We start from the raw sequence: 26394 nt of genomic DNA on the forward strand, positions 1-26394 counted from the left end.
CCGCCGCGGCCTCGGGCAGCGGGGTCGGGGCCACGCCGAGGCACCGCGGTGGCGCGCGCCCCGCTCAGCCGTCCGCCTCGCGCCCCGGCTCGTCGGGCCGCGCGAATCGCTCGCTTCCGACTCCGCGGAGCAAGGAGGCCGGGACCGCGATGAACATGACGAGGCACAGGAGCAGGAGGCTCCCGCCTGCGATCCAGGACTCCATGCGGCCCAGCACGGTGTCGAAGATGAACGCCGTCGTCCCGACGATGAGCATGGCCGCGAGCGCGAGTCCGAGCTTGGCCGCCCACGCGCCGCTGCTTACGAGCCGGTTCTTGACCTGGCGCCGGAAGAGCCAGCGGTGGACGCTCAGGGGCATGAGGACGACAGCGAGCGCCGCCGCGGCAGTGAGCACATTGATCAGGTAGAGCCACACGCCGTAGGCGTCGAGGGTCGCGAACCGGGCCTGGAACGGCAGGGTCAGGAGGAAGCCGGCGATGAGCTGGAGCCCCGTCTGCAGGATGCGCAGCTCCTGCAGGATCTCCGCCCAGTTCCGGTCCAGCTTCTCGGCGTAGGTCTCGCGGCGCAGGTACTCGTCCGACGGCGCGGCCCCGTTCTTGCGGACGGCCGCGCCGGGGTCAGTGATTCCGGATGGCATCGATGAGCTCGGCCTTCTTCATCGATGAGTACCCGGTGAGGCCGAGCTCCTTGGCGCGCTTGCGCAGCTCGTCGACGGTGCGGTCCTCATAGTCCTCTGCCTTGCCCCCGCGGCTGCCGACCTTCTTCCGGCCCTCCTTCGCGGAGGCGTTGGAGATCCGCGCGGCCTTCTCCTTCGAGTCGCCCTGGTCGCGGAGCTTCTCGTACAGCTCCGGGTCCTTGATGCTCGGAGGTGTCTTCCTGCCTGGCATGCCCGCCACTCCTTCCGTCCCGTTGTCCGCGTGCGCACTTGGCGCACGTCCGCGTGATGCGGACAGAGGACTATTCCCCCGGCGCGGCAACCTCACACCCTTCCGTCTCGGGACCGGCACCGGCGCCGTCCACGTAGCCGAGCATCTCGAGCCGCCCGTCGCACCGCGGGGGTGTGCGGTCGGCCGAGGCCGGAGATCGCCTCGGCGAGCGACGTCGTCGACCGTCCGGGTTCGAGCGGACGATCGGGGTCTGGCCTCCCCAGCGGCGCAGGAGCGAGGTCTCGGGGTGGTCCTCGGCGCGGTAGTCGCCGCCCTTGGCCCAGACATGGGGCCTGAGCCGGGAGATGGCGCGCTCGGGCGTGTCCTCGTCGAAGATCTCGACGGCGTCGACGCAGCTCAGGGCCTCGAGGAGTTCGGCGCGGTCGGCCTGGCCCATGACGGGGCGGCCCTCGCCCTTGAGCCGGCGCACCGAGTCGTCGGAGTTGAGGCACACGATGAGGCAGTCGCCCATCGCACGCGCTGCCTCGAGGAGGCGCACGTGGCCGGCGTGCAGGAGGTCGAAGCAGCCGGAGACTCCCCCGCTCGCCAGGAACGCGACGGCCGTCGCGACGCTCGACTCCGCCGCGGCCTCGAGGGACTCGCCGCGGGCGAGCGCCGCGGCGAGGGCGGACGCGAAGCGGTCCCCCGCGCCGCACGGCGTCGACGCCCTCGAGCGCCGCGAGCATGGTGCCGTCGACGAGCGGCTGGGGCGTGGGCCCGCAGCCCTCGTCGATCCGGGCCACGCGCTGGCCGTCCGCCGTCACACGCATCTTGACGGGCGTCGGCCCCGGGAGCTCCCCCGCGGCCAGCTCCACGCGGGCGAGCAGGCGCCGGAGGCGGTGGCCGGCGTCGTCCTCCGACAGCGCCGTGACGAGCCGGACGTCGTGGCCGTCGTCCGCGAGGAGCGTCGCGACGAGCCCCGCGCCGCCGGGGCGCTCGAGCCGACGGCCGACGTCGACGACGGGCGCCGGCGCGTCGGGGCAGAGCCGAGCGGCGTGCCCGTGCAGGTCGATGTCCAGGAGGGTGTCCCCCACGACGGCGATCCTCGCCCGCTCGAGCGCGGCGGGCCGGCCGGTGGCGTGGACACGGGCGGCGGACGGGGAAGACCCGCGGGCGGCGGCGGGTCCGGCAGGAGGGGCGGCGGCGGGTCCGGCAGGAGGGGCGGCCGCGGGGCCAAGCGACGCCGCGGCGCTCATCAACGTGCTCCTTCGACACGCCGAAGACGGCTCCTGGAGGCCTCGACGTCCGCCGCGGGGCGTTCCCAATGGTCCCGCATGGCCCGATACACCCGCTCGGTGTCCGCGGCGACGCGGTCCCAGGTGTAGCGCGAGCGTGCGCGCTCGACGCCGGCCGCCCCGAGCGAGGCCCGCAGGCCGGCGTCGTCCGCGAGCCGGGCGATCGCCTCGGCGACGCTCCCGGGGTCCCGGGGCGGGACGTGCAGGCCCGTGACGCCGTCGACCACCGTCTCGCTGAGCCCCCCGACGGCCGCGACGACGAGCGGCACGCCGCTCGCCATGGCCTCGAGCGGGACGATCCCGAAAGGCTCGTACCAGGGCGTGCACATGACGGCGTCCATGCTGCGCATGAGGGCCGGCATGTCGTCCCTCGCGACCTGCCCGGCGAAGATGACCTGGCCCTCGACGCCGAGCGACTCGGCGAGGGCCCGCAGCCGGCGCACCTCGGGGTCGGAGGCGATCCTGTCCTTGGGCAGGGCCCCGCCCGCGACGACGAGCTCGATGTCCCTGCGCCCCTCGGCGGCAAGCAGGCCGAGGGCCTCGATGACCGTGTCGACGCCCTTGCGCGGCACGAGCCGGCCGATCGCCGCGAGCCGGAGGCGCGATCCGCGGGGCCGCGCCGGGCCCTCAGGGGTGAACACCGAGGTGTCCACGCCGCACGGGACGATCGAGATGCGCCGTCTGCCCACACCCAGGCCGCGGAGCTCGAAGGCCTCGTCGGGGCACGTAGCGATGACGCGGTCCACGCTGCGCGCGACCCACGGCTCGAGCGTCTCGCGCTCGGCGGGGCTCGTGTCCTCGGCGCCCTGATGGCGCCGCTTGACGGTGCCGAGGGCGTGGAACGTCTGCGCGACCGCCGGCAGCGGCAGGCCCATCCTCTGGAGCGTGCCCACGCCCTCGATGCACGCGATCCCCGACACCCAGAAGTGGCCGTGGACGACGTGCGGCGGGTTCTCGGCCCAGTATCCGGCGATCCTCTCGGCGAACTCGGGGATGTACGGCAGGAGCCTGTCCTTCGGGACGGCCCGGGCGGGGCCGGCGTCGACGTTGACGAGCGCGACGCCCGTGGGCAGGATCTGCTCCCAGTGCAGCCGCTCGCTGTCGCGACGGGTGAACACCGTCACCTCGTGGCCGCGCCGGACGAGCGCCGCCGCGAGCTCGGCGACGTGGATGTTCTGCCCGCTCGCCTCGTCTCCGCCGACCGCCGCCAGGGGACTCGCCTGCTCAGACACCATCGAGATCTTCATGTCCTGCTCCTCGTCTCGCTGAGGGCCGGGGCCGGGGCCCGGTCCCTGTGCTGGTGGGCGATGCGCCGAGGGAGAGGCCGAGGGCGAAGTCGACGGCGAAGACGAGATCCCCCCGGACGAGCGCTACCCAGAAGCGGCGTGTACATGAGAGGCCAGTTCCCGGCGGTCGATAGACTAAACCATCTCGGTGGGCGCCTCGGTGCCCACCCGGCTCAGGCAGCGGGCTCCCACGGATCGTCTGATGTGTGCTGGAAGCGCACGTCGCGACCGCCTACCGGACGCCGTCGGTCGTGCTCTTCGGGCCCGCCGCGCCGCAGCAGTGGGGGCCGCCTGTGGACGGCCCCCATCTGGTGCTCACGGATGCCACACAGCGCGTCGGCGAGCTCTTCGCCGAGAGGCCGGACCCCGCGCTCCTGGCCGTGTACCCCGGCCACGTGCTCGACGCCGTCGGCCGGCTCGGCCTCGAGATCTCCTGAGCCGGCGAATCGGTGCCGCTAGGCGGCCATGCGACGCCTGAGGCGGACGAGCAGGCGCTTGAGCAGGCGTGACACCTGCATCTGGCTGACCCCGAGCGTCTCGGCGATCTCGTCCTGCGTCATCTCGCGGACGAACCTCAGGTAGAGGAGCCGCCGATCGTCGTAGGAGGCGTCCTCGAGGGCGCTCGAGAGCGACTGCAGGGTGTCGACGCGATCGTAGCCCGTGTCGATCTCGCAGGGCACGAACGAGGTCCGCCGCTCTTCCGGATCCTCGGCGCCGTCGCCGTGCTCGATGCGCTGGATCACGAGGGAGGAATCGGCGATCTGGGCCTCTGCCACGTCCGCGGCGGGCACACCCGTCGTCGCGCTCAGCTCGGCCGTCGTGGGCTCGTGTCCGAGCTCCTGGGTCAGCCGCGGCCGGAGTGCGTTGATCTTGAGCCGGAGCTCCTGGACCGAGCGCGGTGGGCGGACCATCCAGGACTGGTCCCGCAGGTAGCGCTTGAGCTCGCCCGCGATCGTTGGCACGGCGTACGGGACGAATCCATGCCCGAGCGCGGCGCGGTAGCGCCGGGCCGCCTTCATGAGCCCGAGCCGCGCGACTTGGCGCAGATCCTCGGCGTCGTGCCCCGGGCAGCGGAAGCGCCGGGCGAGCGCATCGGCGACGCCGAGGTATTCGATGGCGAGATCAGCGGCCGCGCCCGTCTCGGGCTCGCCGACGTCTGGCGCCGGATCGTCTGGCGCCGGATCGTCTGGTGCCGGATCGACGGCCTGGGGTTCCGCCGGGCGGGTGCGGATGGTCTTCATGAGGGACTCCTTGCTGGGGTAGGAGCGGGCCCGTCATCGAACCTGTGCTAGGCGCGCGTCCTGAAGATCGCGCGAGACGCCGAGGATCGAACCGGTGACGCGGCAGGACTCCTGTGAGGCCAGGTACACGAAGACGTCGAGTTCCTCATCGTCGTCCACGGGTGCTCCCAGAAGATAGGGGCCGGCCTGGCTCGTGGCTGTGCTATTCCGGGTCGGTGCCGCCGCCACGGCGTTGACCCGGATTCCCCGCCGGGCCAGGACCTCTGCCCAGCCCTGCGTCGTGTCCAGCACGGCCCCGGCGAGCGCTTCGAGCGCCGACTCAGTGCCGCGGGAGGGAGACGAATAGAGGACGGTATTGATGATGCTCGCTCCGGGCCCCATGGCGGGAAGTGCCGCCTCGGTGCTTGTCACGAGGAGGGACATGGACTCAGCAAGTGCTCTTTCCACGTCCTGAGGCGCCGAGGGGCTGACTCCCCGCGGAAGGTCCGCGGGCCCCGTGTTGATGAGGACGTCGATCCCGCCGAGCTCGGCCAAGGCCTCCTCGGGGGTCGCTGCGCCGCCCTCGGCCGTCGGCCGCCCACCGTGGACCGTGGCCTCGGAGAGGGTATGGACCTTCACAACGGCCCCGGCCCTGCCCAAGACCGCCCTCAACCTGAGAGCCAGGCTGGCGTCTTCTCCCGCGATGAGCACCTTGCGGCGCTCGAGACGGGCCGGTCCGGACATAAGGATGGCTCCTACAGTCGGTGGAACGTCTCGACGCCGGCGTACGGTCGCACCCGTGCGTTCCGGCGTCCTCGTACGTGCTGCCTCCTCCTTCTTCCTCCTGCGCCTAGTTCACCGTAGGCACACCGGAAACGGGGTAACAAGGCTTCGAGAAACAGGTTCCCTGATGCTAGACAAACCCAGAACACTGAAAGTCTCGGACTGCTTGCCAGCCTGCACCCAGCCCCCTGAGCGGCGAGTTCCAGCGGCGTGTTTGCCCACTTCATCGGCCGGGTAAGGGTGCGCAGAACGCCTCCCCCGAGGCACCGATGTCAGCCGATGTCAGAGTGCCGGCCGCTCGCCGTCCGGCGCCGAGCAACCCAGGAGGATCGATGAGCGCCACACACGCCCACCCCGAGCACGAGCCGGAGCGCGAGGCGGCACGACGCGGGCCGCGGGAAGAGCCGGAGGCCTACGAGGACCGGACCGGTGCCCAGGAGCAGGGCCCCGAGCCCGGGAAGCCCATCCCCCGCAACGCGGAGGACGACGACGCGCCGGGCCGTGCGGATGTGACCCCCGCCTCCCAGGGACTCGGGGCCATGTACGGCGACGCCGGGCGGACGCCGCATCCCGGGCCCGTTCGTCCCCCGGGCCCGGTCGACCAGGCCGCCATGGACGCGGTGGCCGAGGAGTACGAGGTGGGGAGCACCGACGACGGCGAGCGCTACCTGACCCCGCGCGACGAGGACACTGAAGCGCCCCGCACGACGGACGATTTCCCCGACCGGTCGCCGGGGGCCTAGCCGTCTCGGAGCAGTCGCGTCACGGCACGCTCGGAGCGGCTGGCGGGCGGGACCGCCCTTCCCGCCCTGTAGGCCGTCAGGAGCGCCGGGTCGACGTACGAGGACCGCGCGACCGCGGGGGTGTTGTGGAGCCACGCGGCGGCCTTCCCGACGGCGGCCCGCCAGGCCACGTCGGGGCCCGCGCCCGCCTCGAGGCTCCGGGCGAGCGCGCGGGCCGCGAGGACGGTGGCCCGCCACGTCCGGAGATCCTTCGCGCTCACGCCCATTCCCGCGCACTCGCGGAGGTAGGAGTTGAGGGCCGAGGCGCCGACCGTGCTGAAGCCCTGCTCGTCGTCGTACCCGAGGGCGTGGCCCGTGGGGGCGCCCTGGGGCAGGGACCGGAGGTACCGCGCGAGGTCCGCGTCGGTCAGTTCGAGGGACCACCGCAGGCCTGACTTGCCAGGGAAGTCGAAGGTGATGCGGTCGCCGTCGAGCGTCAGGTGCCTTCGCTGGAGCGTCGTCACTCCGAACGTCCCGTACTGGCGCGCGTACCGGCGCCCGCCCACGCGCATCCCCAGCCGGTCCACGAGGCGCACGCCCGCCGCGAGGGCCTGCAGCCGGGGGCCGCGTGCCCCACGGAGATCGGCGGTGACCCTGCGGCGGACCGTTGCGAGGCGGTCGGCGAGTTCGAGCGCCCTCCGGAACTTCCGCGCGTCCTGCCGCTGGCGCCAGGCGGCGTGGTAGATGTACTGCGTCCGTCCGGCCACGTCGACGCCGCGGGCCTGGATGCGGGACCTCGGCGAGGCGGCGATGCGCACGTTGCGCCACGCGGGCGGGATGACGAGCGCCCGGATCCGCTCGAGATCCTCCTCCGAGGAGATGCGCCGCCCGTCGGCATCCCGGTAGGTGAATCCGCGGCCGGCGCGGCGGCGGATCCAGACGCTGCGCGGGGAGGATGCACGGACCACGCGCCTGTTCGTACCCTGCCGGGAGCAGCATCAACCATCTTCGCCCAACCCGGCGGACCCCCTTTCGCCGAGGCCCGGGGTCGCCCTACCGTGGCCATGGGTCAAGCAGCGGCCCTTCCCGCGTGACGACCGAGCGGAGTCTGCCATGGACAAAACCGATTCCCCCGACAGCACGGCACCCGATGACCCCCGTGCAGCCCATCCGACAGGCGGCCGGCCGCGCCAGGAGCAGGAACCGCCGGGCACTACCGGCGAGACGACTCCACGCCCCGATCACGGGGAGAACACCTACGAGGGCCACAGCCGCCTCGCTGGGCGCGCCGCGCTCATCACGGGCGGCGACTCCGGTATCGGCCGCGCCGTGGCCATCGCCTTCGCCCGCGAGGGCGCCGACGTCGCCTTGACACACCTGCCGGAGGAGGCGGAGGACGCCGCCGAGACCGAGCGCCAGATCGTCGCCGCCGGGCGGCGCGCCGTCGTGCTCGAGGGCGACCTGCGCGACGAGACGGTGAGCTCCTCGCTCCCCGAGCGCGTCCTGCACGCACTCGGCCGCCTCGACATCCTGGTGCTCAACGCGGCATACCAGCGGGCCCGCGACGGCGTCGACTCAGTGCCGACGGAGGAGTTCGACCGCGTGCTGCGCACCAACCTGTACAGCCAGTTCTGGACCCTGCGGGCCGCGCTCCCCCACCTCGCGCCCGGCGCGTCGATCATCATCACGAGCTCGATCCAAGCCGTGCAGCCGTCCGCCGGCCTGTTCGACTACGCCATGACGAAGGCGGCGCAGGTGGCGCTCGTGAAGGCCCTCGCGCCCGAACTGGGGCCCAAGGGCATCCGCATCAACGCCGTGGCGCCCGGGCCGATCTGGACGCCGCTCATCCCATCGACGGGATGGCCGGACCACATCTCGGACTTCGGGCAGGACACGCCGCTCGGCAGGCCGGGCCAGCCCGCCGAGCTCGCCGCGGCCTACGTGCTCCTCGCCTCGGACGAGGGAGGGTACATCTCCGGGGCCGTGCTGCCCGTGACGGGCGGCAAGCCGTTCTGAGGGCAGGGGCGCTGAGGGCAGGTACGCGCCCTAACGGGCACGTACCTGGGGCGCGTCAGATGGGCCGCTCGCGGGGATCCGTGTGCCGGTGGCCGGCGTCGTCCCGCTTCGGCTCGGTCATGCCCCTGCCGGCCTCGTCCGTCCTCGGCTCGGTCATGCCCCTGCCGGCCTCGTCCCGCTTCGGCTCGGTCATGCCCCTGCCGGCCTCGTTCGCACTCGGCTCGGCCGCGCCTCGGTCGGCGTCCACGCGGGGATCCATCTCGTCCGCCCGGCGGCGCTGCTCGGCGATCTCCTCGCGTTCCTCGCGGAGATTGGCCGAGCCGTCGGTCGCCTGGCGGCGCAGCCGTTCCGCCTCGACCTCGGCCTGCTCGGCATGCGCGCGGTCCTCCATGCTCTTGGCCTCGCGCTCGCGCACGGAGAGCTCCTTCTCCGCGGCCTCGTCGCGCAAGGTCTCAGCCCGGTTGTGCCTGCGCTCCTCGAGCTTGGCGCGCCCCTTCCGGGACATGAGCGCAAGGATCACGAGAGCCGCGAGGGCGATCACGATGATGATGATCCATGTCGTCAGGGCGTCCATGGGTCCACCTCCTCGATGTGGTTGCGCTTGAGAACTACCCGCCGGGCGCGGACCCAACCATGGCCCGCCGGAAGCGCACGGGCGAAGCGCACGGGCGAACCGCACGGCGCGCCGCACACCGCCGTGCACACCGTCGTCGTACGCCTGCGCGCCTTGGTAGGGTGCGGGCATGTCGCGGATCGAAGACTACGCGCTCCTCGGCGACCTCCAGACGGCCGCGCTCGTGGGGCGGGACGGCTCGATCGACTGGCTGTGCCTGCCGCACTTCGACTCGCCCTCGTGCTTCGCCGCGCTGCTCGGGACGCCCGAGCACGGCCGGTGGCGGATCGCCCCTGTCGGGGCGGGCGAGTGCACGTCGCGCCGCTACCTCCCGGAAACGCTCGTGCTCGAGACGACGTGGCGCACGGACACCGGCGAGGCGCGCGTCCTGGACTTCATGCCGCCGCGTGACCGCGTCGTCGACCTCGTCCGGATCGTCGAGGGCGTCAGCGGCGCCGTGGACATGGAGGGCGACCTCGCGCTGCGCTTCGACTACGGCCACATCGTCCCGTGGGTGCGCCGCCGCGACAGCGTCCTGCACGCCGTCGCCGGCCCCGACGCGGCCTACCTGAACACGACGGCGCCGCTCGCCGGACGCGGGCTGCGCACGGCGTCGTCGTTCAGCGTGCGCGCGGGCGAGCGCGTCCCGTTCGTGCTCACGTGGCGCCCGAGCCACGAGGACTACACGCCGCGGCCCGACGCCGACGCTTCCCTCGAGCGGACACTCGCGTTCTGGCGCGACTGGTCCGGGCGGTGCCTCATGGGCGGGCCGTGGAAGGAGGCCGTACACCGCTCGCTCATCACCCTCAAGGCGCTCACGTTCGAGCCGACGGGGGCGATCGTGGCCGCCGCGACGTCGTCACTGCCCGAGTGGCCCGGTGGGGAGCGGAACTGGGACTACCGGCTCTGCTGGCTCCGCGACGCGACCCTGACTCTCCAGCCGCTCCTCGCCGCGGGCTACACGGACGAGGCCTCCGCGTGGCGCAGCTGGCTCCTGCGCGCCGTGGCCGGGGACCCGGCGGACCTGCAGATCGTGTACTCCATCACGGGCAAGCGCCGCCTTCCAGAGGCGACGCTCGGCTGGCTCCCGGGCTACGAGGGCGCCACGCCGGTGCGCACGGGCAACGCCGCGGCCGAGCAGCTCCAGCTCGACGTGTGGGGCGAGGTGCTCGACGTCCTGGCGCTCACGCGCAACGCGCTCGGCGCGAGCAGGGACGCGTGGGACCTCCAGAGCGCGCTCATGCGCCACCTCGAGAAGACCTGGCGCGAGCCGGACAACAGTCTGTGGGAGATGCGCGGTCCCCGGCGCCACTTCACGCACTCGAAGGTCATGGCATGGGTCGCCGCGGACCGCATGGTCAAGGGCGTCGAGGCGGGGCTGCCCGGGCCGCTCGAGCGGTGGCGGGCCGTGCGCGAGGAGATCCGCGGGGACGTCCTCGCCAACGCCCTCGACCCGTCTGGGAGCCACTTCGTGCAGTCCTACGGATCGACCGAGCTCGACGCGGCGCTCCTGCTCATCCCGCGCGTGGGCTTCCTGCCGCATGCCGACCCACGGGTCGTCGCGACCGTCGAGGCCGTGCAGCGCGAGCTCAGCGTCGACGGTTTCATCCGGCGGTACCGCACCGAGTCCCCCGTCGACGGGCTCCCGCCCGGGGAGGGCGTATTCCTTGCGTGCTCGTTCTGGCTCGTCGCCGCGCTCGTCGGGATCGGCCGGGCGGGCGAGGCGCGGGAGCTGTTCGAGCGGCTCCTCGCCCTGCAGAACGACGTCGGGCTCCTGAGCGAGGAGTACGATCCCCGCACGGGCCGCCAGCTCGGGAACACACCGCAGGCCTTCAGCCACTTCGGCCTCATCAACGCGGCGCACGCGCTCGAGCACGGCTGCCCGTCGAGTGACGAGCACCCCTCAGCGACCCGCTGACGGGGCGCGCACGGCCGCGGCGATCTGCCGGGCGACCTCGTGCGGGTCCTCGTGGCTCCAGAAGCGCAGCACACGCCAGCCCGCCTCGCCGAGCGCCGCGCTCGTCTCAGCGTCGCGCTCGCGGTTGCGGGCGATCTTGGGCCGCCAGTAGTCCACGTTCCGGGCCGGTTCGATGTAGTGCTCGGGGCAGCCGTGCCAGTAGCAGCCGTCGATGAAAACGGCGACGCGCGCCCGCGTGAAGACGAGGTCCGCGGTGCGCCGCAGCCTCGGCTCGGGCCGGTAGGCGACCCGGTAGCGCAGCCCCATGGCGTGCACCGCGCGCCGCACCGCAAGCTCGGGCGCCGTGTCCCGCGAGCGGTTCCCCAGCATGGTCTTGCGGATCGCCGGCGTCGAGGCCCACGAGGCGGTGCCGGGCGCTGCCCTGGTGCGTGCCGCGCCTGGCGGGACGGACGACGACGGCGAGTCGCCGCCGTCGTCCGCCCCGCCGTGACGCCTGGCCTGGCTCATGCGGCCAGCGTACAAGGCCAGGGGCCACCTCCTGGAGATGGCCCCTGAGGGATGGGATGCGGATGGGTGCGACCCCTCAGCCGTGGTCGGCCGTCGCCGGATCGGGACCGATGCGGCCGGCCGCGCCCTTGTCGAGGGCCTCGATCGCGGCGAGGTCCTCGGCGTCGAGGGTGACGCCGAGCGAGGCCCAGTTCTGCGCGATGCGCTCGGGCGTGACGGACTTCGGGATCACGATGTTGCCGAGGGCGAGGTGCCACGCGATGACGGCCTGCGCGACGCTCACGCCGTGCTTGTCCGCGATCGCGGCCAGAGCCGGGTCGCCGAGCAGGTCCTTGCCCTGGCCGAGCGGGGACCAGGACTCGTGCAGGATCCCCTTCGCCGCCTCGACGGTGCGCAGCTGCGCCTGCTGGAAGTACGGGTGCGTCTCCACCTGGTTGATCACCGGCACGACGCCGGTCGCGCGCTCGATCTCCTCGAGGGCCTCTACCGTGAAGTTGGAGACCCCGATCGAGCGGACCCGGCCAGACTCCTTGAGCTTGATGAGCTCCTCCCATGTCTCGAGGTAGAGGCCGCGCTGGGGCAGGAGCCAGTGGATGAGGTACAGGTCCACGTACTCGAGGCCGAGCTTCTCGAGCGAGTCCTCGAAGGCGGGGGCCACCCTGCCGCGGCCCTGGTCGGCGTTCCAGAGCTTGGTCGTGATGTAGAGGTCCTCGCGGGCCAGGCCCGAGGACGCGATGGCGCGGCCGACGCCTGCCTCGTTGCCGTAGGCCGCGGCGGTGTCGATGTGGCGGTAGCCGACGCCGAAGGCCTCGCCGACCACACGCTCGGCGACGGCGTCCTCGACCTGCCACACGCCATAGCCGAGCTGGGGAATGGTGGTGCCATCGTTGAGCGCGAGCACGGGGGACGTCAGGGTTTCAGCGGAAGTCATGGGCCCCATCCTTTCCGCCGCGAAGCGCGGAGGGAAGGGGCAGAGACCGATTTCTTCAGCATCTTCGCCGACCGCGAAACCCCCCGACGGCGGGAATAAATCAGCGGGCCACGAGGCGTTCGGCGAGCTCGACCTGCTCGAGCACGGCCGCCGCGCGGCGCTGGACCGAGAGCGCGCCCACGGGCACGGGCCCGACAGCGAGCCGCAGCATGGCCGCGGCCTCGGCCGTGGTCGCGAGGGCGTTGCCGGCCTTGGAGAGGGCGCGGTGGACGTCGGCGAGCTCGCCCGGGACGTCGAGGCCGTCGCTCGGGGCGCCCTCCTGCGCCGCGGCGCACACGGCGCGCACGCGCGGAAGGAGCCCCGCGAGCGCGTCCGCGATGACGACGAGCTCGGCGTAGAGCGACTCGTCCTCGATGCCCTCGAGGACCTGGTGGTAGCGGTCGAGGCCACGCTTGAAGCGGTCGTGGGCCCGCCGCCAGAGGCCCTTGCCGAGCTCGGCGTCGTCGCGCCGGCTTTGGAACGCCGTGCTGAAGAGTCCCACGGGTGCGCTCAGAGGTACTGCCCGGGGCCGTGGTCCGGTTCCTGGCGTTCGCCACGCGGGCCGAGGCGGCCCAGGCCGGGGGCGCGCTGCGGCTCGCCGTTCTCGCCGATCACGACGCCGGGGGCGATCATCGTCCCCGGTGGGAGCTGGCGCAGCTGGACCTGGGCGGCCGCGAGCTGATGGGCCGCCTGCTGCGCCGCGATGGCGGTCTGGATGCCGTGGAAGAGGCCCTCGAGCCAGCCGACGAGCTGGGCCTGGGCCACGCGGAGCTCCGACTCGGACGGGATGGCCGCGTCGGTGAACGGGAGGGAGATGCGGTGGAGCTCATCGACGAGCTCGGGGGCGAGCCCGTCCTCGAGCTCGGCGATCGAGCGCTCGTGGATCGCCGCGAGGCGGTTCCGGGCGGCCTCGTCCAGCGGTGCGCCCTTCACCTCCTCGAGGAGCTGCCGGATCATCGTGCCGATGCGCATGACCTTGGCGGGCTCGTCGACGAGCTCCTGGAGGCTCGCACGCTTGCCGCGCCGCCCTGCCGCGGCGGCATCGCCGTCGGGCGGGGTGCCGGCGTCGTCCAGCATCGTCCCCTCGACGGGGACCTCGGTGGCCTCCTGGACCAGCTGCTCGGCAGGAGGCTCAGTGGGCCCTCCCCCGGGCCGCTCCGATCTCGTCTCCGTGTGCTCGTTCCCCTGGCGGTCACTCATGTGGTCATCCTCCCACACCCCAGCTCAGCGCCACTTCAGCAGCAGCGGCCCTGCGGATCGGTGTCCTGTCGGTCCGTGCGGTCCCGCCAGAACTCCCTCTCGGTCAGCGGCGGCGCCGCGCAGCGGCCCGCGGCCTCCTCCGCACGGTGGTGCTCGAGATACCTCTCGTACGCGTCCGCGCCCATGACCCCGCGCAGATACGCCCGCACGGCGGCGAGGGCCGAGCGGACGCCGGCAAGCGCCGTCGTCCGCCCGCCCCCGTCAGGGCCGCCCGAGGTGAGGCTCATCAGTGGTGCGCCGCCGGGACCGTGCTGATGCCCGCGGCCTTCCACTCGTCGAGGACAGCACGCTCCGTCGCGGTCGGGACAGGGCCCGACGGCGCGTACACGCGGGACGGGACGGCCGGATCCTCGGTGCTGTCCCCGCCGCCGGCCCGGAACGCCCTCATGGTCGCGATGAGCGCCGTGATGATCACGATGATCGCCAGGACGACGAACACGACGCTCAGGACGCCTTGGACCATCGTGTTGCGCACGACGGCCTCCATCGCTGCCACGCTCCGGGCCGTGCCGAAGGACGTCTTGCCGTCGGCGAGGGCCTGCGAGAAGGCGGCGTTCTGCGCGAAGTAGCCCACGGCCGGGACCAGCGAGAAGATCTTGTACGCGCTCGCCGTGATGGTCACGACGGCCGCGAACGCGAGCGGCAGCGCGACGATCCACAGGTGTCGGAACGTCCCGCGCTTGGCCGCGATCGCGAGGCACACGGCGAGGGCGATCGCCGCGAGGAGCTGGTTCGCGATGCCGAACAGCGGGAAGAACGTGTTGATGCCGCCGAGCGGGTCGGTCACGCCGAGGATCAGGATGTAGCCCCATCCGGCGACCATGATGGCGGTGCAGAGCCACGCGCCGGGGCGCCACGAGGTGTCCTTGAACTTGGGGATGACGTTCCCGATCGAGTCCTGGAGCATGAAGCGCGCCACCCGCGTGCCGGCGTCGACCGCGGTGAGGATGAACAGCGCCTCGAACATGATCGCGAAGTGGTACCAGAAGGCCGCCAGCCCGGCCCCGCCGATGAACTGCTGCATGATGTGGCTCAGGCCGACGGCGAGGGTCGGGGCGCCGCCCGTGCGCGAGACGATCGACGGCTCGCCGACGCTCTGCGCCGTCCCCGCGAGGAACTCGGGCGTCACGTTGACCCCGGCGAGGCCGAGGCCGTTGACCCAGGCCGCCGCTGTCTCGACGGTCCCGCCGGTGAGCGAGGCCGGGGAGTTCATGACGAAGTACAGGCCGCGGTCGATCGACACGGCGGCGACGAGCGCCATGATCGCGACGAAGGACTCCATGAGCATGCCGCCGTAGCCGATGAAACGGGTCTGGCGTTCCTTCTCGACGAGCTTGGGCGTCGTTCCGGAAGAGATGAGCGCGTGGAAGCCGGAGAGCGCACCGCACGCGATCGTGACGAAGAGGAACGGGAACAGGCCGCCCGCGAACACGGGGCCGTTGTCCTTGAATGCGTACTCACTGAAGGCCGGGACGCTGACCTCAGGGCGGACGACCACGATCGCGATCGCGAGGAGCACGATCACGCCGATCTTCATGAAGGTCGAAAGGTAGTCGCGCGGGGCGAGCAGGAGCCACACGGGCAGGACGGCGGCGATGAAGCCGTAGACGATGATGCCCCACGCGATCGGGACCCGGTCGAGGTGGAACAGAGCCTGGCCCCAGCCGGTGTTGGCCACGGCACCGCCGCCAATGATCGCCGCCAGGAGGAGCACGAAGCCGATGATCGAGACCTCCATGACCTTGCCCGGGCGGAGGAACCGAAGGTACACGCCCATGAAGAGCGCGATCGGGATCGTCATGGCCACGGAGAACACGCCCCACGGGCTCTCGCCGAGGGCGTTGACGACGACGAGGGCGAGGATGGCGACGATGATGATCATGATGAGCAGCGTCGCGAGCAGGGCGGCCGTGCCCCCGACGACGCCGAGCTCCTCCCGGGCCATCTGGCCGAGCGAGCGTCCGCCGCGGCGCATGGAGAAGAACATCACGAGGTAGTCCTGCACGGCGCCCGCGAGGACGACGCCGACGATGATCCACATCGTGCCGGGCAGGTAGCCCATCTGGGCGGCGAGGACCGGGCCGACGAGCGGGCCCGCGCCGGCGATCGCGGCGAAGTGGTGGCCGAAGAGCACGTTGCGGTCGGTGCGCACGTAGTCCTTGCCGTCCGCCTTGTACTCGGCCGGGGTCGCGCGGACGTCGTTGGGCTTGAGCAGCTGCTTCTCGATGTACTTCGAGTAGAAGCGATAGGCGATGAGGTAGGTGCAGACGGCGGCGAACACGAACCAGATCGCATTCACCGTCTCGCCGCGGACCAGCGCGAGCATGACCCAGGCCAGCCCGCCAACGAGGGCGAGGGCCACCCACACGGCGATCTTGGCCGGGGTCCAGCGCCGGTCCTCGGCCTCCAGGACGGACTCGTCGACGGCGACCGGCGGCAGTGCCGGGTCCTGGACGAGTGTGGTCTCTGACGCTCCCCCAGCGCCGCGTGAGACGGGGCTCATTGACTCCTCCTCGAGTGGATCAGGCTCCAAGGTGATGGAACGCTGACGAGCCTAGCCCCGGAGTGCGACAGAACACACGCCTCTGGGAGCGCCCCCGGGGGCGGATGCGCCGAAGCGGGGCGTGCGTGCGGCGAGCGGTCGCGCGCGCGGCACGCGACGCCGTCGTGCGCCGAGTCCCTGGACCGTGCGCCGCGCCTAGACGGTGAGCAGGACCTTGCCCACGTGCTCGCCCGAGTCGAAGTGGGCGTGGGCCGCCTGCACCTCCTCGAGCGGGAACGTGCGGTCGACGAGCGGCTTGATCCGGCCGTCCTCGATGAGCGGCCACACGTGCTCGCGCACGGCCGCCATGATTGCGGCCTTCTCCTCGACGGGCCGCGGCCGCAGGGCCGTGCCGATGACAGCGGCCCGCTTGCTCAGGAGGGTGCCGAGGTTGAGCTCGGCCTTCGCCCCGCCCTGGAGGCCGATGACGACGAGCCGGCCGTACGGGGCCAGCGCCTCGACGTTGCGCTCGAGGTACTTCGCGCCGACGACGTCGAGGATCACGTCCGCGCCCCGCCCGCCGCTCGCGCTGCGCACCGCCTCGACGAAGTCCTCGTCGCGGTAGTTGATCGCGAGGTCCACGCCGAGGAACGCCCGGGCCGTGCTGACCTTCTCCTCGGTGCCGGCCGTCGCCGCGACGCGCGCGCCGAAGGCCTTGGCCATCTGGACGGCCATGGTACCGATCCCGCCCGTCGCGCCGTGGATGAGCAGCAGCTCGCCCGGGCCCAGCTGCGCCGTCATGAACAGGTTCGAGTACACCGTCGCGGCCGTCTCCGGCAGGCCCGCGGCCGTGACGAGGTCGACGCCCTCGGGCACGCGCAGCACCTGGCCCGCGGGCACGGCGACCTGCTCGGCGTAGCCGCCGCCGGCCAGGAGCGCGACCACCCGGTCGCCCACGGCGAAGGGCCGCGTCACCTCGGGGCCGAAGCCCGCGATGCGGCCCGAGACCTCGAGCCCTGGGATCTCGGAGGCGCCCGGCGGGGGCGGGTAGAAGCCTCGCCGCTGCTGCACGTCCGCGCGATTGATGCCGGCAGCGGCGACGTCGATGAGGACCTCCCCCGGCCCGGGGACGGGGGCCTCGATGTCGCGCAGTTCGAGAACCTCAGGCCCCCCGGCCTCGGCGATGAACACAGCCTTCATCGTGGACGCTCCTTAAGCCCCGCAGGGCGTCGGTTTCTCGAGCTCACCTGCCTGTGAAACACTACTAGGCACGAGGAAGGTTGTCCGAGCGGCCTATGGAGCTGGTCTTGAAAACCAGTGTGCGGTCACCCCGTACCAAGGGTTCAAATCCCTTACCTTCCGCGCTCACGTGAGGCGGCGTCCCAGTCCGGGGCGCCGCCTTTCGCGCTGTCATCCTTGAAAACTGTCGGAGGACCCGCATAGCGTCGTGGGCGTTAGGCGAGACACCTGAGATCCACCGACTGAAGGAGTCACCATGCCCACGCCCGAGATCACGCCCGGAGCCCCCTGCTGGGCCGACCTGACCACGAGCGACCTCGAGAACGCCAAGGAGTTCTATGCCGAGATCTTCGGCTGGACGTACGAGACGGGGGACGAGGAGAAGTACGGCGGATACACCACCGCCTCCAAGGACGGGGCGCCGGTCGCGGGCCTCATGCGGAAGACCGAGGACCAGGCCGCCATGCCGGACGTCTGGAGCGTCTTCCTCGCGTCGGCGGACATCAACGCGACGGCGGACGCCGTGGCGGAGGCGGGCGGGAACGTGTTCATGCCGCCCATGGAGGTGCCCGAGCAGGGGCACATGGCGATGTTCTCCGACGCGGGCGGGGCAGTCTTCGGCGCCTGGCAGCCCGGACCGATGCCAGGGTTCAGCAAGGTGGCGGAGCCCGGCTCGCCCGTATGGTTCGAGCTGCACACCCGCGCCTACGAGGCGAGCGTGGACTTCTACCGCAAGGCCCTCGGCTGGGAGACCGACGTGATGAGCGACACCCCCGAGATGCGGTACACGACGCTCGGGGCCGGCAGGGACGCCAGGGCGGGGATCTTCGACGCGACGTCGGCCCTCCCCGACGGCATGCCCAACAACTGGCAGATCTACTGGGGTGTCGACGACGCCGACGAGGCCATCGCCAAGGCCACCGTGCGCGGCGCGACCGTCCTCCAGGGCCCCGAGGACACGCCGTTCGGGCGGCTCGCGACCCTCACGGACCCCACCGGGGCGGTCTTCAAGATCATGCAGGACCTCCGGCAGGGAGGCCAGGCCGAGTAGGCCCCCAGCGGGGAACGCAGGGCGACACGCCGAGGCCTCTCGGGTACATATCTCGAGCCACACCCCCATTCCGGGTACGTATCTCGACGCCGATCCGGGGTTGGGGGTACACGAGTCGGACAACGATGACGGCCGGCGGCTTCCACGGGAGGCCGCCGGCCGCCGTTGTGCCTGAACGCTGACCAGCAACGGCATGCCGCAGGACCGAAGAGACACCCATGTCTCAGGACATCGTGGACAGTGCGTCTCACGAGACCGTGGACAGTTCAGTCCGAAAGCGCAATGGCAGCCGAGATCCGCATCTGTCGCACCGGGCCCGCCTCCACTCAGGACGCGCCGACGTGTCCACGATGTCGTGAGACATCGACGGGGCTCGAGGTGCGTACCCGGAAGAGGGATTCCGCGACGAGATACGTACCCGAAAGCCTAGGGGCGGAGGATGTCGCGGGCGATGGCGTCGGCGTCCCGGAGGGTTCGCTGCGCGCTCGGGTAGGGTGCGCCGTCGTGCGCCTCGCCGGGCTCGCCAAACGGGTGGGCCTCGGCGGCGATCGCCGTACCCCATTGGACGGCCGAGAGCTGGAGCCCCAGGACATAGAGGCCGGCGACCGGATGCCCGTTGACATCGAGGGACCGGTAGGGCGGCGGGGTGACATCGAGCCCGCTCGAGGGCTGCGGAGCCCCGTCGGCCCCCGCGAGGAAGCGCGGGCGCGCCAGCCCATCGGCCAGCAGGCCGGCGAGGAGCGGCGAGTCGGCCTGCGCTACCCAGTTGGCTGGGGCGAGGGCCTCGACGAGATACCGGGCCCGGACCCGAGGCCCCCCGACCCACGGCGAGGCGGCGGTGAAGGACGGCCCGGCCTCCCCGGCACGCTCGGCTCCGAAGCGCGGCTCCGGCCCCACCGTGCCCACGACGCCGGCGCGCATGAGGGCGGCGAGCTGGCGGATTCTCAGCGACGGCGGCCCGCTCGCGAGGCCCTCGACGAGGCCTTCGAACCACCCGCGCAGACCCGAGGCCCAGGACTCCTCGGTGATGCCGCCGTCCGCGACGGCCTCCTTGAGCACGGCCCTGCCGCGGTGAAGGGCGGCAATGGCCATCTTGACGGGGTCGTCCTCGCCGCGCGAGGAGCCGGCCGCGTCCTCGTCGAGGTGGGCGAGCACCCGGGCGTCGAGCTGGGCCCTGTCCCGCGCGTGCCACCCGGCCAGCGGCGCGCCGAGCGCCCGGAGGTCCAGACGCCGGGCCGGGGACACGCCGTCGTGCGCGGCCTGCGACGCCGCGTGTTCCCACCCGGGACCCTCGATGGCCAGCGCGGCGGCGAGCTTGTCGAGGAACCCGGCGTCCACGGACTCGGCCTCGACGCGCACGAGCGTCGAATAGTAGGCCCACAGGGCGTCCCGATGCAGGAGCGGCCAGAGGTCCTGGTCGAAGGAGGGCTCGATGCCGGCCCGGCGCGGCGCGAGCGCGGCCTCCCGGGTGAACCAGCGCAGGGTGACCGAGGGCGCGTAGTACGCCCCGAGGTCGGCCTTGCCGCGGTACGGCACGCCCCGGCGCGAGGCCGCGACGATCCGCGGCTCCCGCCCGCTCGGCGTGTAGGCGAGCCGTCCGTGGGCGGCCTCGGCGAAGCGCCCGCCGCGGCCCTGCGTGAGTTGGACCAGGGCGTCGAAGAAATTCAGGCCCATCCCGCGCACGAGCACGGTCTCGCCCGCCGGGAGCACGTCCCAGTCGACGTCGGCGGGCGCCGCGGGAGGGAAGTAGTGCAGCCCGAGCCGGGCCGCGGCGTCGGCCAGGGCTCGCTGCTCGCGGCCCAGCTGCGTCGGCACATGGCCGAGCGCGAGGACGACGGCGTCCGCCTCCCTCGCTCGCCCGCTCGCGAGGGTCAGTGCGAACCCGCGCGGAGTGCGGCCCACGCGCACGACCTCCTGGGCGACGTGCCGGACCGCCGTCCCGGCGGGGGCGGCCTCGGTCACGGCCTGCCAGGTCCGGGCGAGGTAGCGGCCGTACAGCGCGCGGGGCGCGAAGTCGCGGGACTCGAGGGCCAGCAGCTCGGCCTGCTCCTGCGGGGCCAGGTCGCTGCGACCGGCCTTGGCCGCGGCGCGCTCGGCGGCCCGCCACTCGTCGAAGCTCCCGCCGGCGAGGGGCGGCGCGAGGCCGGGCTCGCTGGGGATGAGCGTCGGGTAGAAGGCCTGCGTGTTCATGAGGAACAGCCGGGGCTGCCCGGTCCGCCACACGCGGCCGGGGCCTGGCTCGAAGGGATCGTAGACGGTGATCTCTAGGCCCGGAGAGAGGCTCCCGGAGTCCGCGCGCTGGGCGGCGTTGGCGAGGAGGCGCTCGACGGCGGAGGCGCCGCGGGGGCCGCCGCCAACCACCGCAACGCGCAGCATCCCGCCCCGAACCATAGGGTTGAGCTTAATGCGTGCCGTGCAAGGATGGCCTCATGAGTGCCGACCCCGCGCAGACGCTGGCCCACGCACCGGGCGAGCCCGTCGACGAGAACCTGTGGCTCGAGGACATCCATGGCGAGGACCAGCTGGCCTGGGTCCGCGAGCAGAACGCGCGCACCGAGGAGCTCCTCGAGTCCGGCCATTACCCTGAGCTCGAGGCACGGATCCTCGAGGTCATGGACTCCTCGGAGCGGATCCCCATGGTGGCCAAGCGCGGCCCCTGGTACTACAACTTCTGGCGCGACGCCGAGCACCCCAAGGGCCTGTGGCGGCGCACGCGCTGGGACAGCTACGTCACCGAGGCGCCCGAGTGGCAGACCGTCCTCGACCTCGACGCGCTCGCGGCCACCGAGGGCGCCGAGTGGGTGTGGGGCGGCGCCAGCTTCCTGCGGCCCGAGGACGGCGTATCGTGGCGCCGCTGCATGGTCCGGCTCTCCCCTGACGGCGGAGATGCGGCCGCGCTGCGAGAGTACGACGTCGAGGACCGAGCCTTCATCGACCCCGCGGCGGGCGGCTTCTCCCTTCCGGCGGCCAAGGGCGGGGTGGACTGGCTCGACGCCGACACCCTCCTCGTCTCCTCGACCCTCGGCGAGGACGCCGTGACGACGTCCTCCTACCCGCGAATCGTGCGCCGCCTTCCGCGCGGCGGCTCGCTCGAGGACGCCGAGGTCATCTTCGAGGTCCCGGCCGAGCACATGATGGCCGGCGCCGGCTTCGACGACACCCCCGGCTTCGAGCGCATCATCGCGAGCGACAGGATCAGCTTCTTCGACGTCCAGCACTCGGTGTGGAGGGACGGCGCGTGGGCCCGGATCCCGGTTCCGACCGACGTCGATGTGGACCTCCATCGCGAGTGGATCCTCTTCCGCCCGCAGCGGGACTGGGAGCTCGAGGGAAACCTCTTCGCCGCCGGCTCGCTGCTCGCCGCGGACTTCGAGGCCTTCATGGCCGGCTCACGAGAGCTCACCCTCCTGTTCGCGCCGGACGAGCACACCTCCCTCCAGTCGTGGTCCTGGACCCGGAGCCGGCTCATGCTCAACCTCCTGCGCGACGTCTCGTCCGAGATCCGTGTGCTCGCCCCCGCGCACGACGGCGCGTGGCCGGCCGAGGCGCTCGACGCGTGCCCCCCGCTGCACCTCGTCGAGAGCTACGCGGTGGACGACGAGGACCCCGAGGCCGGAGACGACTACTGGCTCATTGCCACCGGCTTCCTCACCCCGACGACGCTCCTGCGCGGCACCCTCGGCGAGGATAGCGCGCCGGTCAAGCGGGCGCCGTCGTTCTTCGACGAGTCCCGGTGCACCGTCGAGCAGCACTTTGCGACCTCCGCCGACGGCACGCGCGTGCCGTACTTCCAGATCTCCCCGCGCGGCCTCGAGCTCGACGGGACTGCGCCGACGCAGCTGAGCGGCTACGGCGGGTTCGAGATCGCCCGGACCCCGGCCTACAGCGGGACCGTGGGGCGCGCGTGGCTGGAGCGCGGCGGCGTGTACGTCGTGGCGAACATCCGCGGCGGCGGCGAGTACGGGCCCTCGTGGCACCAGGCCGCGCTCAAGGGGAACCGCCACCGGGCCTACGAGGACTTCGCCGCCGTGGCGCAGGACCTCGTTCGCCGCGAGGTCACCTCGCCCGAGCACCTCGGCTGCTCCGGCGGGTCCAACGGCGGGCTGCTCGTGGGCAACATGCTCGTCTCCTATCCCGGGCTCTTCGGCGCGATCTCGTGCGGCGTGCCGCTGTTGGACATGCGCCGGTACACGAAGCTCTCCGCCGGGTACTCGTGGATCGCGGAATACGGCGATCCCGAGGTCCCCGAGGAGTGGGACTGGCTCAGGACGTTCTCGCCGTACCACCTCCTGCGGGACGGCGTGGAGTACCCGGACACGTTCATCTGGACCGCGACCTCCGACGACCGGGTCGGCCCGGTCCAGGCGCGGAAGATGGCCGCGCGGATGCTGGCCATGGGCATCCCGAACGTGTGGTTCCACGAGGCCCTCGAGGGCGGCCACGCCGGGGCCTCGGACAACCGGCAGGCGGCCTCCCTCCAGGCACGCAGCCAGAGCTTCCTCTGGCGTGCCCTCACCGGCACGCTGCACACGCTCGACGGCGCGTGAGGGGCGCTTTTGCGTCTCCCCCGGTCATCTGGGTAACCTTGGGGAGCTAGCGATAGCAAGGAGACGTGCCAGAGCGGCCGAATGGACTTCACTGCTAATGAAGGGTCCGGGGAAACTTGGACCGGGGGTTCAAATCCCCCCGTCTCCGCGGCGTGAGAAGAAGAGGCACCCCCAGTTGCGACTGGGGGTGCTTTCTTGCTCTCGGGGCAGGACGCCCGCCGGCACGGCGCCGGTCCGGCGGGCTCAGTGCCGGGTCTTGGACCAGAAGAAGACGCCGCCGGCCACGACGAGCGAGATCATGATCCCCCACGCGAGCGGACCGGGGGCCGCGACGCCGGTCTGCGAGGACGGTTCGGCGGACGTCCGCGGCGGGGTGGCATCGGAGGTCGGCACGACGGTGGGGGCGGCGGACGACGGCGCGGCGGCGCCCGGCGCAGCCGTCTCCGTCGGCGGGGGCACGGTCCCGGGCTGGGGCTCCGGGGCGATCGAAGCCGGCGTCACGGGGCCGACCGCGGGCGGCGCCGTCGCGGGGCACGGCTCGGAGATGAACGCGTGCACCCAGCGAGAGGGGCCATTGAGCGCGTAGCCCGGCCGCGCCGATGCCTCGACGGTCACGTGCCCGTGCGCGGCGTTCGCGCCGGGTGCGAGCTCGGCCTCCCCCACGCGGTAGTCGACGCCGATGATGAGCGGCACGACGACGGCGTCGCGCTCGGCCCCGCACTGGTCGTCGAAGTGGGGGGCATCCGCGGCGACGGCGACGGGGCAGGGCTCCCGCAGGTCCGCCGAGGCGGAACTCGCGAGGGACCCGCCGTCTGCACCCTCGCTCACGTGGGCGGTGTAGGTGTGGCCGGCCGTCACCGGGAGGGCGGCGTCGAGGGATCCGGTGAAGGTGCCCGACGCCGCGACCCGTCCGGCCTCGTCGGCGATGCGGTAGGCGAGCGTGCGGCCCGCTTCGGTCCGTGCCGACAGCTGCACGGTGTCGCAGGCCGAGCGGACGAGGCTCGCCTCGGCATAGCCGGGCGTCGGGGACGGTGCGGGCGACGCCGTGTCCGTCGGCTGCGGCTCGGGCGTGGTGGACGCGTTCACCGCCGGATCCGCCCCGCCCTGGGTTGCCGCGGCCGGCGCCGCGCCCGCCAGCCCCACCGCCGTCAGGGCACCGAGGGCGCACACTGCCGTGATGGCGAGCAGGAGGGCACGGAGGGCCCACCGGTGAACGCTCGGCGGGGCGGGATACGTCACGTCAGGGTTCTCCTGGGCAGGGATTGCGATCGTTCCTAGCCTACTCACTCGAGACCATTTCGTGATCATTGCGTGACCTGCGCCACACCAAGTGTTGCGCGCGCCGCCGGTCAGCCCCCGACGGTGGGAGGCGCCGGACGGTGTCAGCCGGCCTGGGCGAGCGCGAGAGGCAGGACGGCCCCGGCCCCCGCACGGCGCAGGAGGCGCCCCGCGACGGTCAAGGTCCACCGGCTGTCGACGAGGTCGTCGACGAGCAGGACCGGCCGGCCGGCGAGCCCCGCGAGCGCCTCCCGCAGCTCGGGCCCGACGTCGAAGGCCTCCCAGACCCCCGCGAGCCGGAACGCGCTGTTCCCGCCGGACTGGCCCGGGCGGGCCGACGGCGTGCGCTCGAGCGCCCCGAGGTAGGGCAGGCGCCCGACCTCGGCGATGCCGCGGGCGAGCGAGTCGACGAGATGCGGCCGGGTCGCCGAGGGCACGCTCACGACGGCGCCCGGGCGGCCCGCGCCGCTCCACGGCCCAGCCGGTGAATCGCCGCGCGCCCACGATGACAGGAGCTCGACGCACGCCGAGCGCAGCCCGACGGGGACCTCGCCGTCCGGGGCCCCGGCGGCGAAGAGGTCCCGCAGGGGCCCGCCGTAGCCGAGGTCCGTCAACCGGGCGAGCGCGCGTCCCTCGGCGAGCTGCTCCTCGGCCGGGATCCTGCCCTTGGCGCCCACCCCGAGCTTGTCCATCCCGCTCGGCCACTGCGCCCGCGGCTCGATCGGGACGCCCGGATGCCGCAGCTGCTTCCCCGCCGTCTCGAGCACGGACGTGTCCACGTCCCCGGGGAACCAGCGCCCCGCGCAGTTGTCGCAGCGCCCGCACGGGGCGGCCGTCTCGTCGTCGAGGACACTCGTGATGTATTCCATCCGGCACCCCGAGGTCTCCTCGTACACGATCATCGAGTCCTGCTCGGCGACCCGGGCCTCGGCGATGCGCGCGTACCGCTCGCCGTCGTACTCCCAGAGCAGCCCCGTGGCCTGCCAGCCGCCGCCCACGCGCTCGACCGCGCCGTCGACCGCGAGCACCTTGAGCAGGAGCTCGAGCTGCGTGCGGCGCAGCTCGACGAGCGACTCAAGGGCGACGGTCGAGAGAGGCCTCCCGGCCTCCGCGAGCGCCGCGACGACGGCGTGTGCCTTGCGCTCGTCCGGCATCGACGCCGTGGCGAAGTAGCGCCAGATGTCCCGGTCCTCGGGGCCGGGCAGGAGCAGGACGTCGGCGTTCGCCGCGCCGCGGCCCGCCCGGCCGACCTGCTGGTAGTACGCGACGGGGCTCGACGGCGCGCCGAGGTGGACCACGAAGCCGAGGTCCGGCTTGTCGAAGCCCATCCCGAGGGCCGAGGTGGCCACGAGCGCCTTGACCTGGTTGTCCTTGAGCAGCTGCTCGGCCTGCTCGCGCTCGGCCGTGTCCGTCTTGCCCGTGTAGGCGAGGACCCGAAGGCCGGCGCCAGAGAGGATGCGGGCCGTGTCCTCCGCCGCCGAGACGGTGAGCGTGTAGATGATCCCGCTCCCGGGCAGCCCGTCGAGGTGGGACAGGAGCCACGCGAGGCGGTGCCCGGCGTCGGGCAGGCGCAGGACGCCGAGGCGCAGCGACTCGCGCCCGAGCGCGCCGCGCAGGGTCAGCACGCCCTCGCCGAGCTGCTCCTCGATGTCGTGCACGACGCGCGCGTTGGCCGTCGCCGTCGTCGCGAGCACGGGCACCGTGCCCGGGAGATCGTCGATGAGCGCGGCGATCCGCCGGTAGTCGGGGCGGAAGTCGTGGCCCCAGTCCGAGATGCAGTGCGCCTCGTCCACGACGAGCAGGCCCGTCCGGGCGAGGAGCTCGGGGAGGTGCTGCTCGCGGAACCCGGGATTGGTGAGCCGCTCGGGGGAGATGAGCACGACGTCGGCCGCATCCGCCTCGAGCGCCGCGTGCACCTCGTCCCACTCGAGCCGGTTCGCCGAGTTGATCGCGACGGCGCGCACCCCGGCCCGCGCCGCGGCGGCGACCTGGTCCCGCATGAGCGCCAGCAGCGGGGAGACGATGAGCGTGGGCCCGGCGCCCCGGGCGCGCAGGAGCAGCGAGGCCACGAAGTACACGGCGGACTTGCCCCAGCCCGTGCGCTGGACGACGAGCGTGCGGCGGCCGTGCGCGACGAGCGCCTCGATGGCCTCGAACTGCCCGGGGTGGAAGTCGGCGTCGGGGCGTCCCACGAGCTTCGCGAGGACGCCGCGGGCCTCCTCACGCAGGCCGTCGGAGGGCGCGCCGGGTCCCCCCGCCAGGGTGGCAGAAGGGGCGTCCGGCTGGCTCGTTCTGGGATTCGGGACCATGCCCTCAAGTATGGGCGTGACGTCTGACACTT

General features: G+C 72.7%; 23 protein-coding genes, 2 tRNA genes and 1 pseudogene. 8 read left to right on the forward strand and 18 right to left on the reverse strand.

From position 1 onward, the window contains the following. Positions 1 to 64 precede the first annotated feature (64 nt). From BV907_RS08505 to BV907_RS08525, 4 genes and pseudogenes are all read right to left on the reverse strand, one after another. Complete coding sequence (locus BV907_RS08505) at positions 65 to 637, reverse strand: DUF6328 family protein (protein WP_245827866.1); 573 nt, start codon at positions 635 to 637, stop codon at positions 65 to 67. Beyond that, on the reverse strand, positions 618 to 887 hold the full coding sequence (locus BV907_RS08510) for a DUF7218 family protein (protein ID WP_077489302.1): 270 nt from the start codon (positions 885 to 887) through the stop codon (positions 618 to 620). Before BV907_RS08510 ends, BV907_RS08505 begins: the two co-directional genes overlap by 20 nt. Positions 888 to 1069: 182 nt before the next feature. After that, positions 1070 to 2122: pseudogene (locus tag BV907_RS18305) on the reverse strand (adenylyltransferase/cytidyltransferase family protein); the annotation flags it as partial. Then, positions 2122 to 3408 (reverse strand): glycosyltransferase, encoded by a 1287-nt coding sequence (locus BV907_RS08525; RefSeq protein WP_077489304.1) that lies wholly within the window; start codon positions 3406 to 3408, stop codon positions 2122 to 2124. The pseudogene BV907_RS18305 and the gene BV907_RS08525, both read right to left, overlap by 1 nt. A gap of 245 nt (positions 3409 to 3653) precedes the next feature. Here BV907_RS08525 and BV907_RS08530 point away from each other — a divergent pair, with 245 nt between their 5' ends. Beyond that, entirely contained in the window at positions 3654 to 3884 is a 231-nt protein-coding gene (locus BV907_RS08530; RefSeq protein WP_175637416.1) for a glycosyltransferase family 9 protein, read from the forward strand. Positions 3885 to 3902: 18 nt separating this feature from the next. Here the strand turns inward: BV907_RS08530 and BV907_RS08535 are convergent, their stop codons facing one another. Continuing rightward, complete coding sequence (locus tag BV907_RS08535; RefSeq protein WP_077489305.1) at positions 3903 to 4688, reverse strand: sigma-70 family RNA polymerase sigma factor; 786 nt, start codon at positions 4686 to 4688, stop codon at positions 3903 to 3905. A 33-nt stretch (positions 4689 to 4721) separates the two neighbouring features. After that, a complete protein-coding gene (locus BV907_RS08540) occupies positions 4722 to 5306 on the reverse strand; it encodes an SDR family oxidoreductase (protein WP_175637417.1) in 585 nt (194 codons plus the stop codon). A gap of 476 nt (positions 5307 to 5782) precedes the next feature. Between BV907_RS08540 and BV907_RS08545 the strand changes: the two genes are divergently transcribed. Then, a complete protein-coding gene (locus BV907_RS08545) occupies positions 5783 to 6193 on the forward strand; it encodes a hypothetical protein (RefSeq protein ID WP_077489307.1) in 411 nt (136 codons plus the stop codon). Here the strand turns inward: BV907_RS08545 and BV907_RS08550 are convergent. Next, on the reverse strand, positions 6190 to 7140 hold the full coding sequence (locus BV907_RS08550; protein WP_077489308.1) for a DNA topoisomerase IB: 951 nt from the start codon (positions 7138 to 7140) through the stop codon (positions 6190 to 6192). The two genes, BV907_RS08545 and BV907_RS08550, sit on opposite strands and share 4 nt — an antisense overlap. Positions 7141 to 7285: 145 nt before the next feature. On the opposite strand from BV907_RS08550, the gene BV907_RS08555 reads away from it, so the two are divergent. Next, positions 7286 to 8188 (forward strand): SDR family oxidoreductase, encoded by a 903-nt coding sequence (locus tag BV907_RS08555; protein WP_077489309.1) that lies wholly within the window; start codon positions 7286 to 7288, stop codon positions 8186 to 8188. A gap of 55 nt (positions 8189 to 8243) precedes the next feature. Here BV907_RS08555 and BV907_RS08560 read toward each other — a convergent pair whose 3' ends face one another. Next, positions 8244 to 8762, reverse strand: coding sequence for a hypothetical protein (locus BV907_RS08560; protein ID WP_077489310.1), 519 nt, complete (start codon positions 8760 to 8762; stop codon positions 8244 to 8246). A gap of 169 nt (positions 8763 to 8931) precedes the next feature. Between BV907_RS08560 and BV907_RS08565 the strand changes: the two genes are divergently transcribed. Next, positions 8932 to 10719 carry a glycoside hydrolase family 15 protein gene (locus BV907_RS08565; RefSeq protein WP_077489311.1) on the forward strand — a complete coding sequence of 596 codons (1788 nt, stop codon included), beginning with the start codon at positions 8932 to 8934 and terminating at the stop codon, positions 10717 to 10719. On the opposite strand, the gene BV907_RS08570 is transcribed toward BV907_RS08565, so the two are convergent. The 7 genes from BV907_RS08570 to BV907_RS08600 form a co-directional block, all read right to left on the reverse strand. Next, entirely contained in the window at positions 10705 to 11226 is a 522-nt protein-coding gene (locus BV907_RS08570) for a DNA mismatch endonuclease Vsr (protein ID WP_077489312.1), read from the reverse strand. The genes BV907_RS08565 and BV907_RS08570 overlap by 15 nt on opposite strands. Positions 11227 to 11302: 76 nt before the next feature. After that, the gene (locus tag BV907_RS08575; RefSeq protein ID WP_077489313.1) at positions 11303 to 12157 is read right to left on the reverse strand and encodes an aldo/keto reductase; all 855 of its coding nucleotides are present in this window, start codon (positions 12155 to 12157) and stop codon (positions 11303 to 11305) included. 100 nt (positions 12158 to 12257) lie between these two features. After that, a complete protein-coding gene (locus BV907_RS08580) occupies positions 12258 to 12698 on the reverse strand; it encodes a hypothetical protein (protein WP_077489314.1) in 441 nt (146 codons plus the stop codon). An 8-nt stretch (positions 12699 to 12706) separates the two neighbouring features. Then, on the reverse strand, positions 12707 to 13273 hold the full coding sequence (locus tag BV907_RS08585) for a bacterial proteasome activator family protein (RefSeq protein ID WP_139346683.1): 567 nt from the start codon (positions 13271 to 13273) through the stop codon (positions 12707 to 12709). A 158-nt stretch (positions 13274 to 13431) separates the two neighbouring features. Continuing rightward, entirely contained in the window at positions 13432 to 13683 is a 252-nt protein-coding gene (locus BV907_RS08590; RefSeq protein ID WP_077489316.1) for a YbdD/YjiX family protein, read from the reverse strand. Further along, on the reverse strand, positions 13683 to 15959 hold the full coding sequence (locus BV907_RS08595; protein ID WP_077489317.1) for a carbon starvation CstA family protein: 2277 nt from the start codon (positions 15957 to 15959) through the stop codon (positions 13683 to 13685). The genes BV907_RS08590 and BV907_RS08595 overlap by 1 nt, the downstream gene beginning before the upstream one ends. A 195-nt stretch (positions 15960 to 16154) precedes the next feature. Further along, positions 16155 to 17138: an NAD(P)H-quinone oxidoreductase gene (locus BV907_RS08600; protein WP_077489318.1), complete on the reverse strand. Its 984-nt coding sequence runs from the start codon at positions 17136 to 17138 to the stop codon at positions 16155 to 16157. Positions 17139 to 17212: 74 nt separating this feature from the next. Between BV907_RS08600 and BV907_RS08605 the strand changes: the two genes are divergently transcribed. Beyond that, positions 17213 to 17300 (forward strand) — tRNA-Ser (locus tag BV907_RS08605). Positions 17301 to 17433: 133 nt separating this feature from the next. After that, entirely contained in the window at positions 17434 to 18228 is a 795-nt protein-coding gene (locus tag BV907_RS08610; RefSeq protein WP_077489319.1) for a VOC family protein, read from the forward strand. Between the two features lie 426 nt (positions 18229 to 18654). Here BV907_RS08610 and BV907_RS08615 read toward each other — a convergent pair whose 3' ends face one another. Beyond that, complete coding sequence (locus tag BV907_RS08615; RefSeq protein ID WP_077489320.1) at positions 18655 to 20619, reverse strand: FAD/NAD(P)-binding protein; 1965 nt, start codon at positions 20617 to 20619, stop codon at positions 18655 to 18657. 38 nt (positions 20620 to 20657) lie between these two features. Here BV907_RS08615 and BV907_RS08620 point away from each other — a divergent pair, with 38 nt between their 5' ends. Together BV907_RS08620 and BV907_RS08625 are read left to right on the forward strand one after the other, a co-directional pair. Beyond that, positions 20658 to 22775: a prolyl oligopeptidase family serine peptidase gene (locus BV907_RS08620; protein WP_077489321.1), complete on the forward strand. Its 2118-nt coding sequence runs from the start codon at positions 20658 to 20660 to the stop codon at positions 22773 to 22775. A gap of 59 nt (positions 22776 to 22834) precedes the next feature. Beyond that, a tRNA-Ser gene (locus BV907_RS08625) sits at positions 22835 to 22923 on the forward strand. Between the two features lie 95 nt (positions 22924 to 23018). On the opposite strand, the gene BV907_RS08630 is transcribed toward BV907_RS08625, so the two are convergent. Both BV907_RS08630 and BV907_RS08635 read right to left on the reverse strand, forming a co-directional pair. Continuing rightward, positions 23019 to 24014, reverse strand: coding sequence for a hypothetical protein (locus BV907_RS08630; RefSeq protein ID WP_077489322.1), 996 nt, complete (start codon positions 24012 to 24014; stop codon positions 23019 to 23021). 143 nt (positions 24015 to 24157) lie between these two features. Further along, a complete protein-coding gene (locus BV907_RS08635; protein WP_077489323.1) occupies positions 24158 to 26362 on the reverse strand; it encodes a RecQ family ATP-dependent DNA helicase in 2205 nt (734 codons plus the stop codon). Positions 26363 to 26394 lie beyond the last annotated feature (32 nt).

The organism is Sinomonas mesophila (assembly GCF_001999765.1).
GTDB lineage: Bacteria > Actinomycetota > Actinomycetes > Actinomycetales > Micrococcaceae > Sinomonas > Sinomonas mesophila.

What these genes read in the sequence shown, in the direction of transcription:
- BV907_RS08505 (WP_245827866.1), bottom strand. Translation starts at nt 637, where the DNA reads ATGCCATCCGGAATCACTGACCCCGGCGCGGCCGTCCGCAAGAACGGG.
- BV907_RS08510 (WP_077489302.1), bottom strand. Translation starts at nt 887, where the DNA reads ATGCCAGGCAGGAAGACACCTCCGAGCATCAAGGACCCGGAGCTGTAC.
- BV907_RS08525 (WP_077489304.1), bottom strand. Translation starts at nt 3,408, where the DNA reads ATGAAGATCTCGATGGTGTCTGAGCAGGCGAGTCCCCTGGCGGCGGTC.
- BV907_RS08535 (WP_077489305.1), bottom strand. Translation starts at nt 4,688, where the DNA reads ATGAAGACCATCCGCACCCGCCCGGCGGAACCCCAGGCCGTCGATCCG.
- BV907_RS08545 (WP_077489307.1), top strand. Translation starts at nt 5,783, where the DNA reads ATGAGCGCCACACACGCCCACCCCGAGCACGAGCCGGAGCGCGAGGCG.
- BV907_RS08555 (WP_077489309.1), top strand. Translation starts at nt 7,286, where the DNA reads ATGGACAAAACCGATTCCCCCGACAGCACGGCACCCGATGACCCCCGT.
- BV907_RS08560 (WP_077489310.1), bottom strand. Translation starts at nt 8,762, where the DNA reads ATGGACGCCCTGACGACATGGATCATCATCATCGTGATCGCCCTCGCG.
- BV907_RS08565 (WP_077489311.1), top strand. Translation starts at nt 8,932, where the DNA reads ATGTCGCGGATCGAAGACTACGCGCTCCTCGGCGACCTCCAGACGGCC.
- BV907_RS08570 (WP_077489312.1), bottom strand. Translation starts at nt 11,226, where the DNA reads ATGAGCCAGGCCAGGCGTCACGGCGGGGCGGACGACGGCGGCGACTCG.
- BV907_RS08575 (WP_077489313.1), bottom strand. Translation starts at nt 12,157, where the DNA reads ATGACTTCCGCTGAAACCCTGACGTCCCCCGTGCTCGCGCTCAACGAT.
- BV907_RS08585 (WP_139346683.1), bottom strand. Translation starts at nt 13,273, where the DNA reads ATGCTGGACGACGCCGGCACCCCGCCCGACGGCGATGCCGCCGCGGCA.
- BV907_RS08590 (WP_077489316.1), bottom strand. Translation starts at nt 13,683, where the DNA reads ATGAGCCTCACCTCGGGCGGCCCTGACGGGGGCGGGCGGACGACGGCG.
- BV907_RS08595 (WP_077489317.1), bottom strand. Translation starts at nt 15,959, where the DNA reads ATGAGCCCCGTCTCACGCGGCGCTGGGGGAGCGTCAGAGACCACACTC.
- BV907_RS08600 (WP_077489318.1), bottom strand. Translation starts at nt 17,138, where the DNA reads ATGAAGGCTGTGTTCATCGCCGAGGCCGGGGGGCCTGAGGTTCTCGAA.
- BV907_RS08610 (WP_077489319.1), top strand. Translation starts at nt 17,434, where the DNA reads ATGCCCACGCCCGAGATCACGCCCGGAGCCCCCTGCTGGGCCGACCTG.
- BV907_RS08615 (WP_077489320.1), bottom strand. Translation starts at nt 20,619, where the DNA reads ATGGTTCGGGGCGGGATGCTGCGCGTTGCGGTGGTTGGCGGCGGCCCC.
- BV907_RS08620 (WP_077489321.1), top strand. Translation starts at nt 20,658, where the DNA reads ATGAGTGCCGACCCCGCGCAGACGCTGGCCCACGCACCGGGCGAGCCC.
- BV907_RS08635 (WP_077489323.1), bottom strand. Translation starts at nt 26,362, where the DNA reads ATGGTCCCGAATCCCAGAACGAGCCAGCCGGACGCCCCTTCTGCCACC.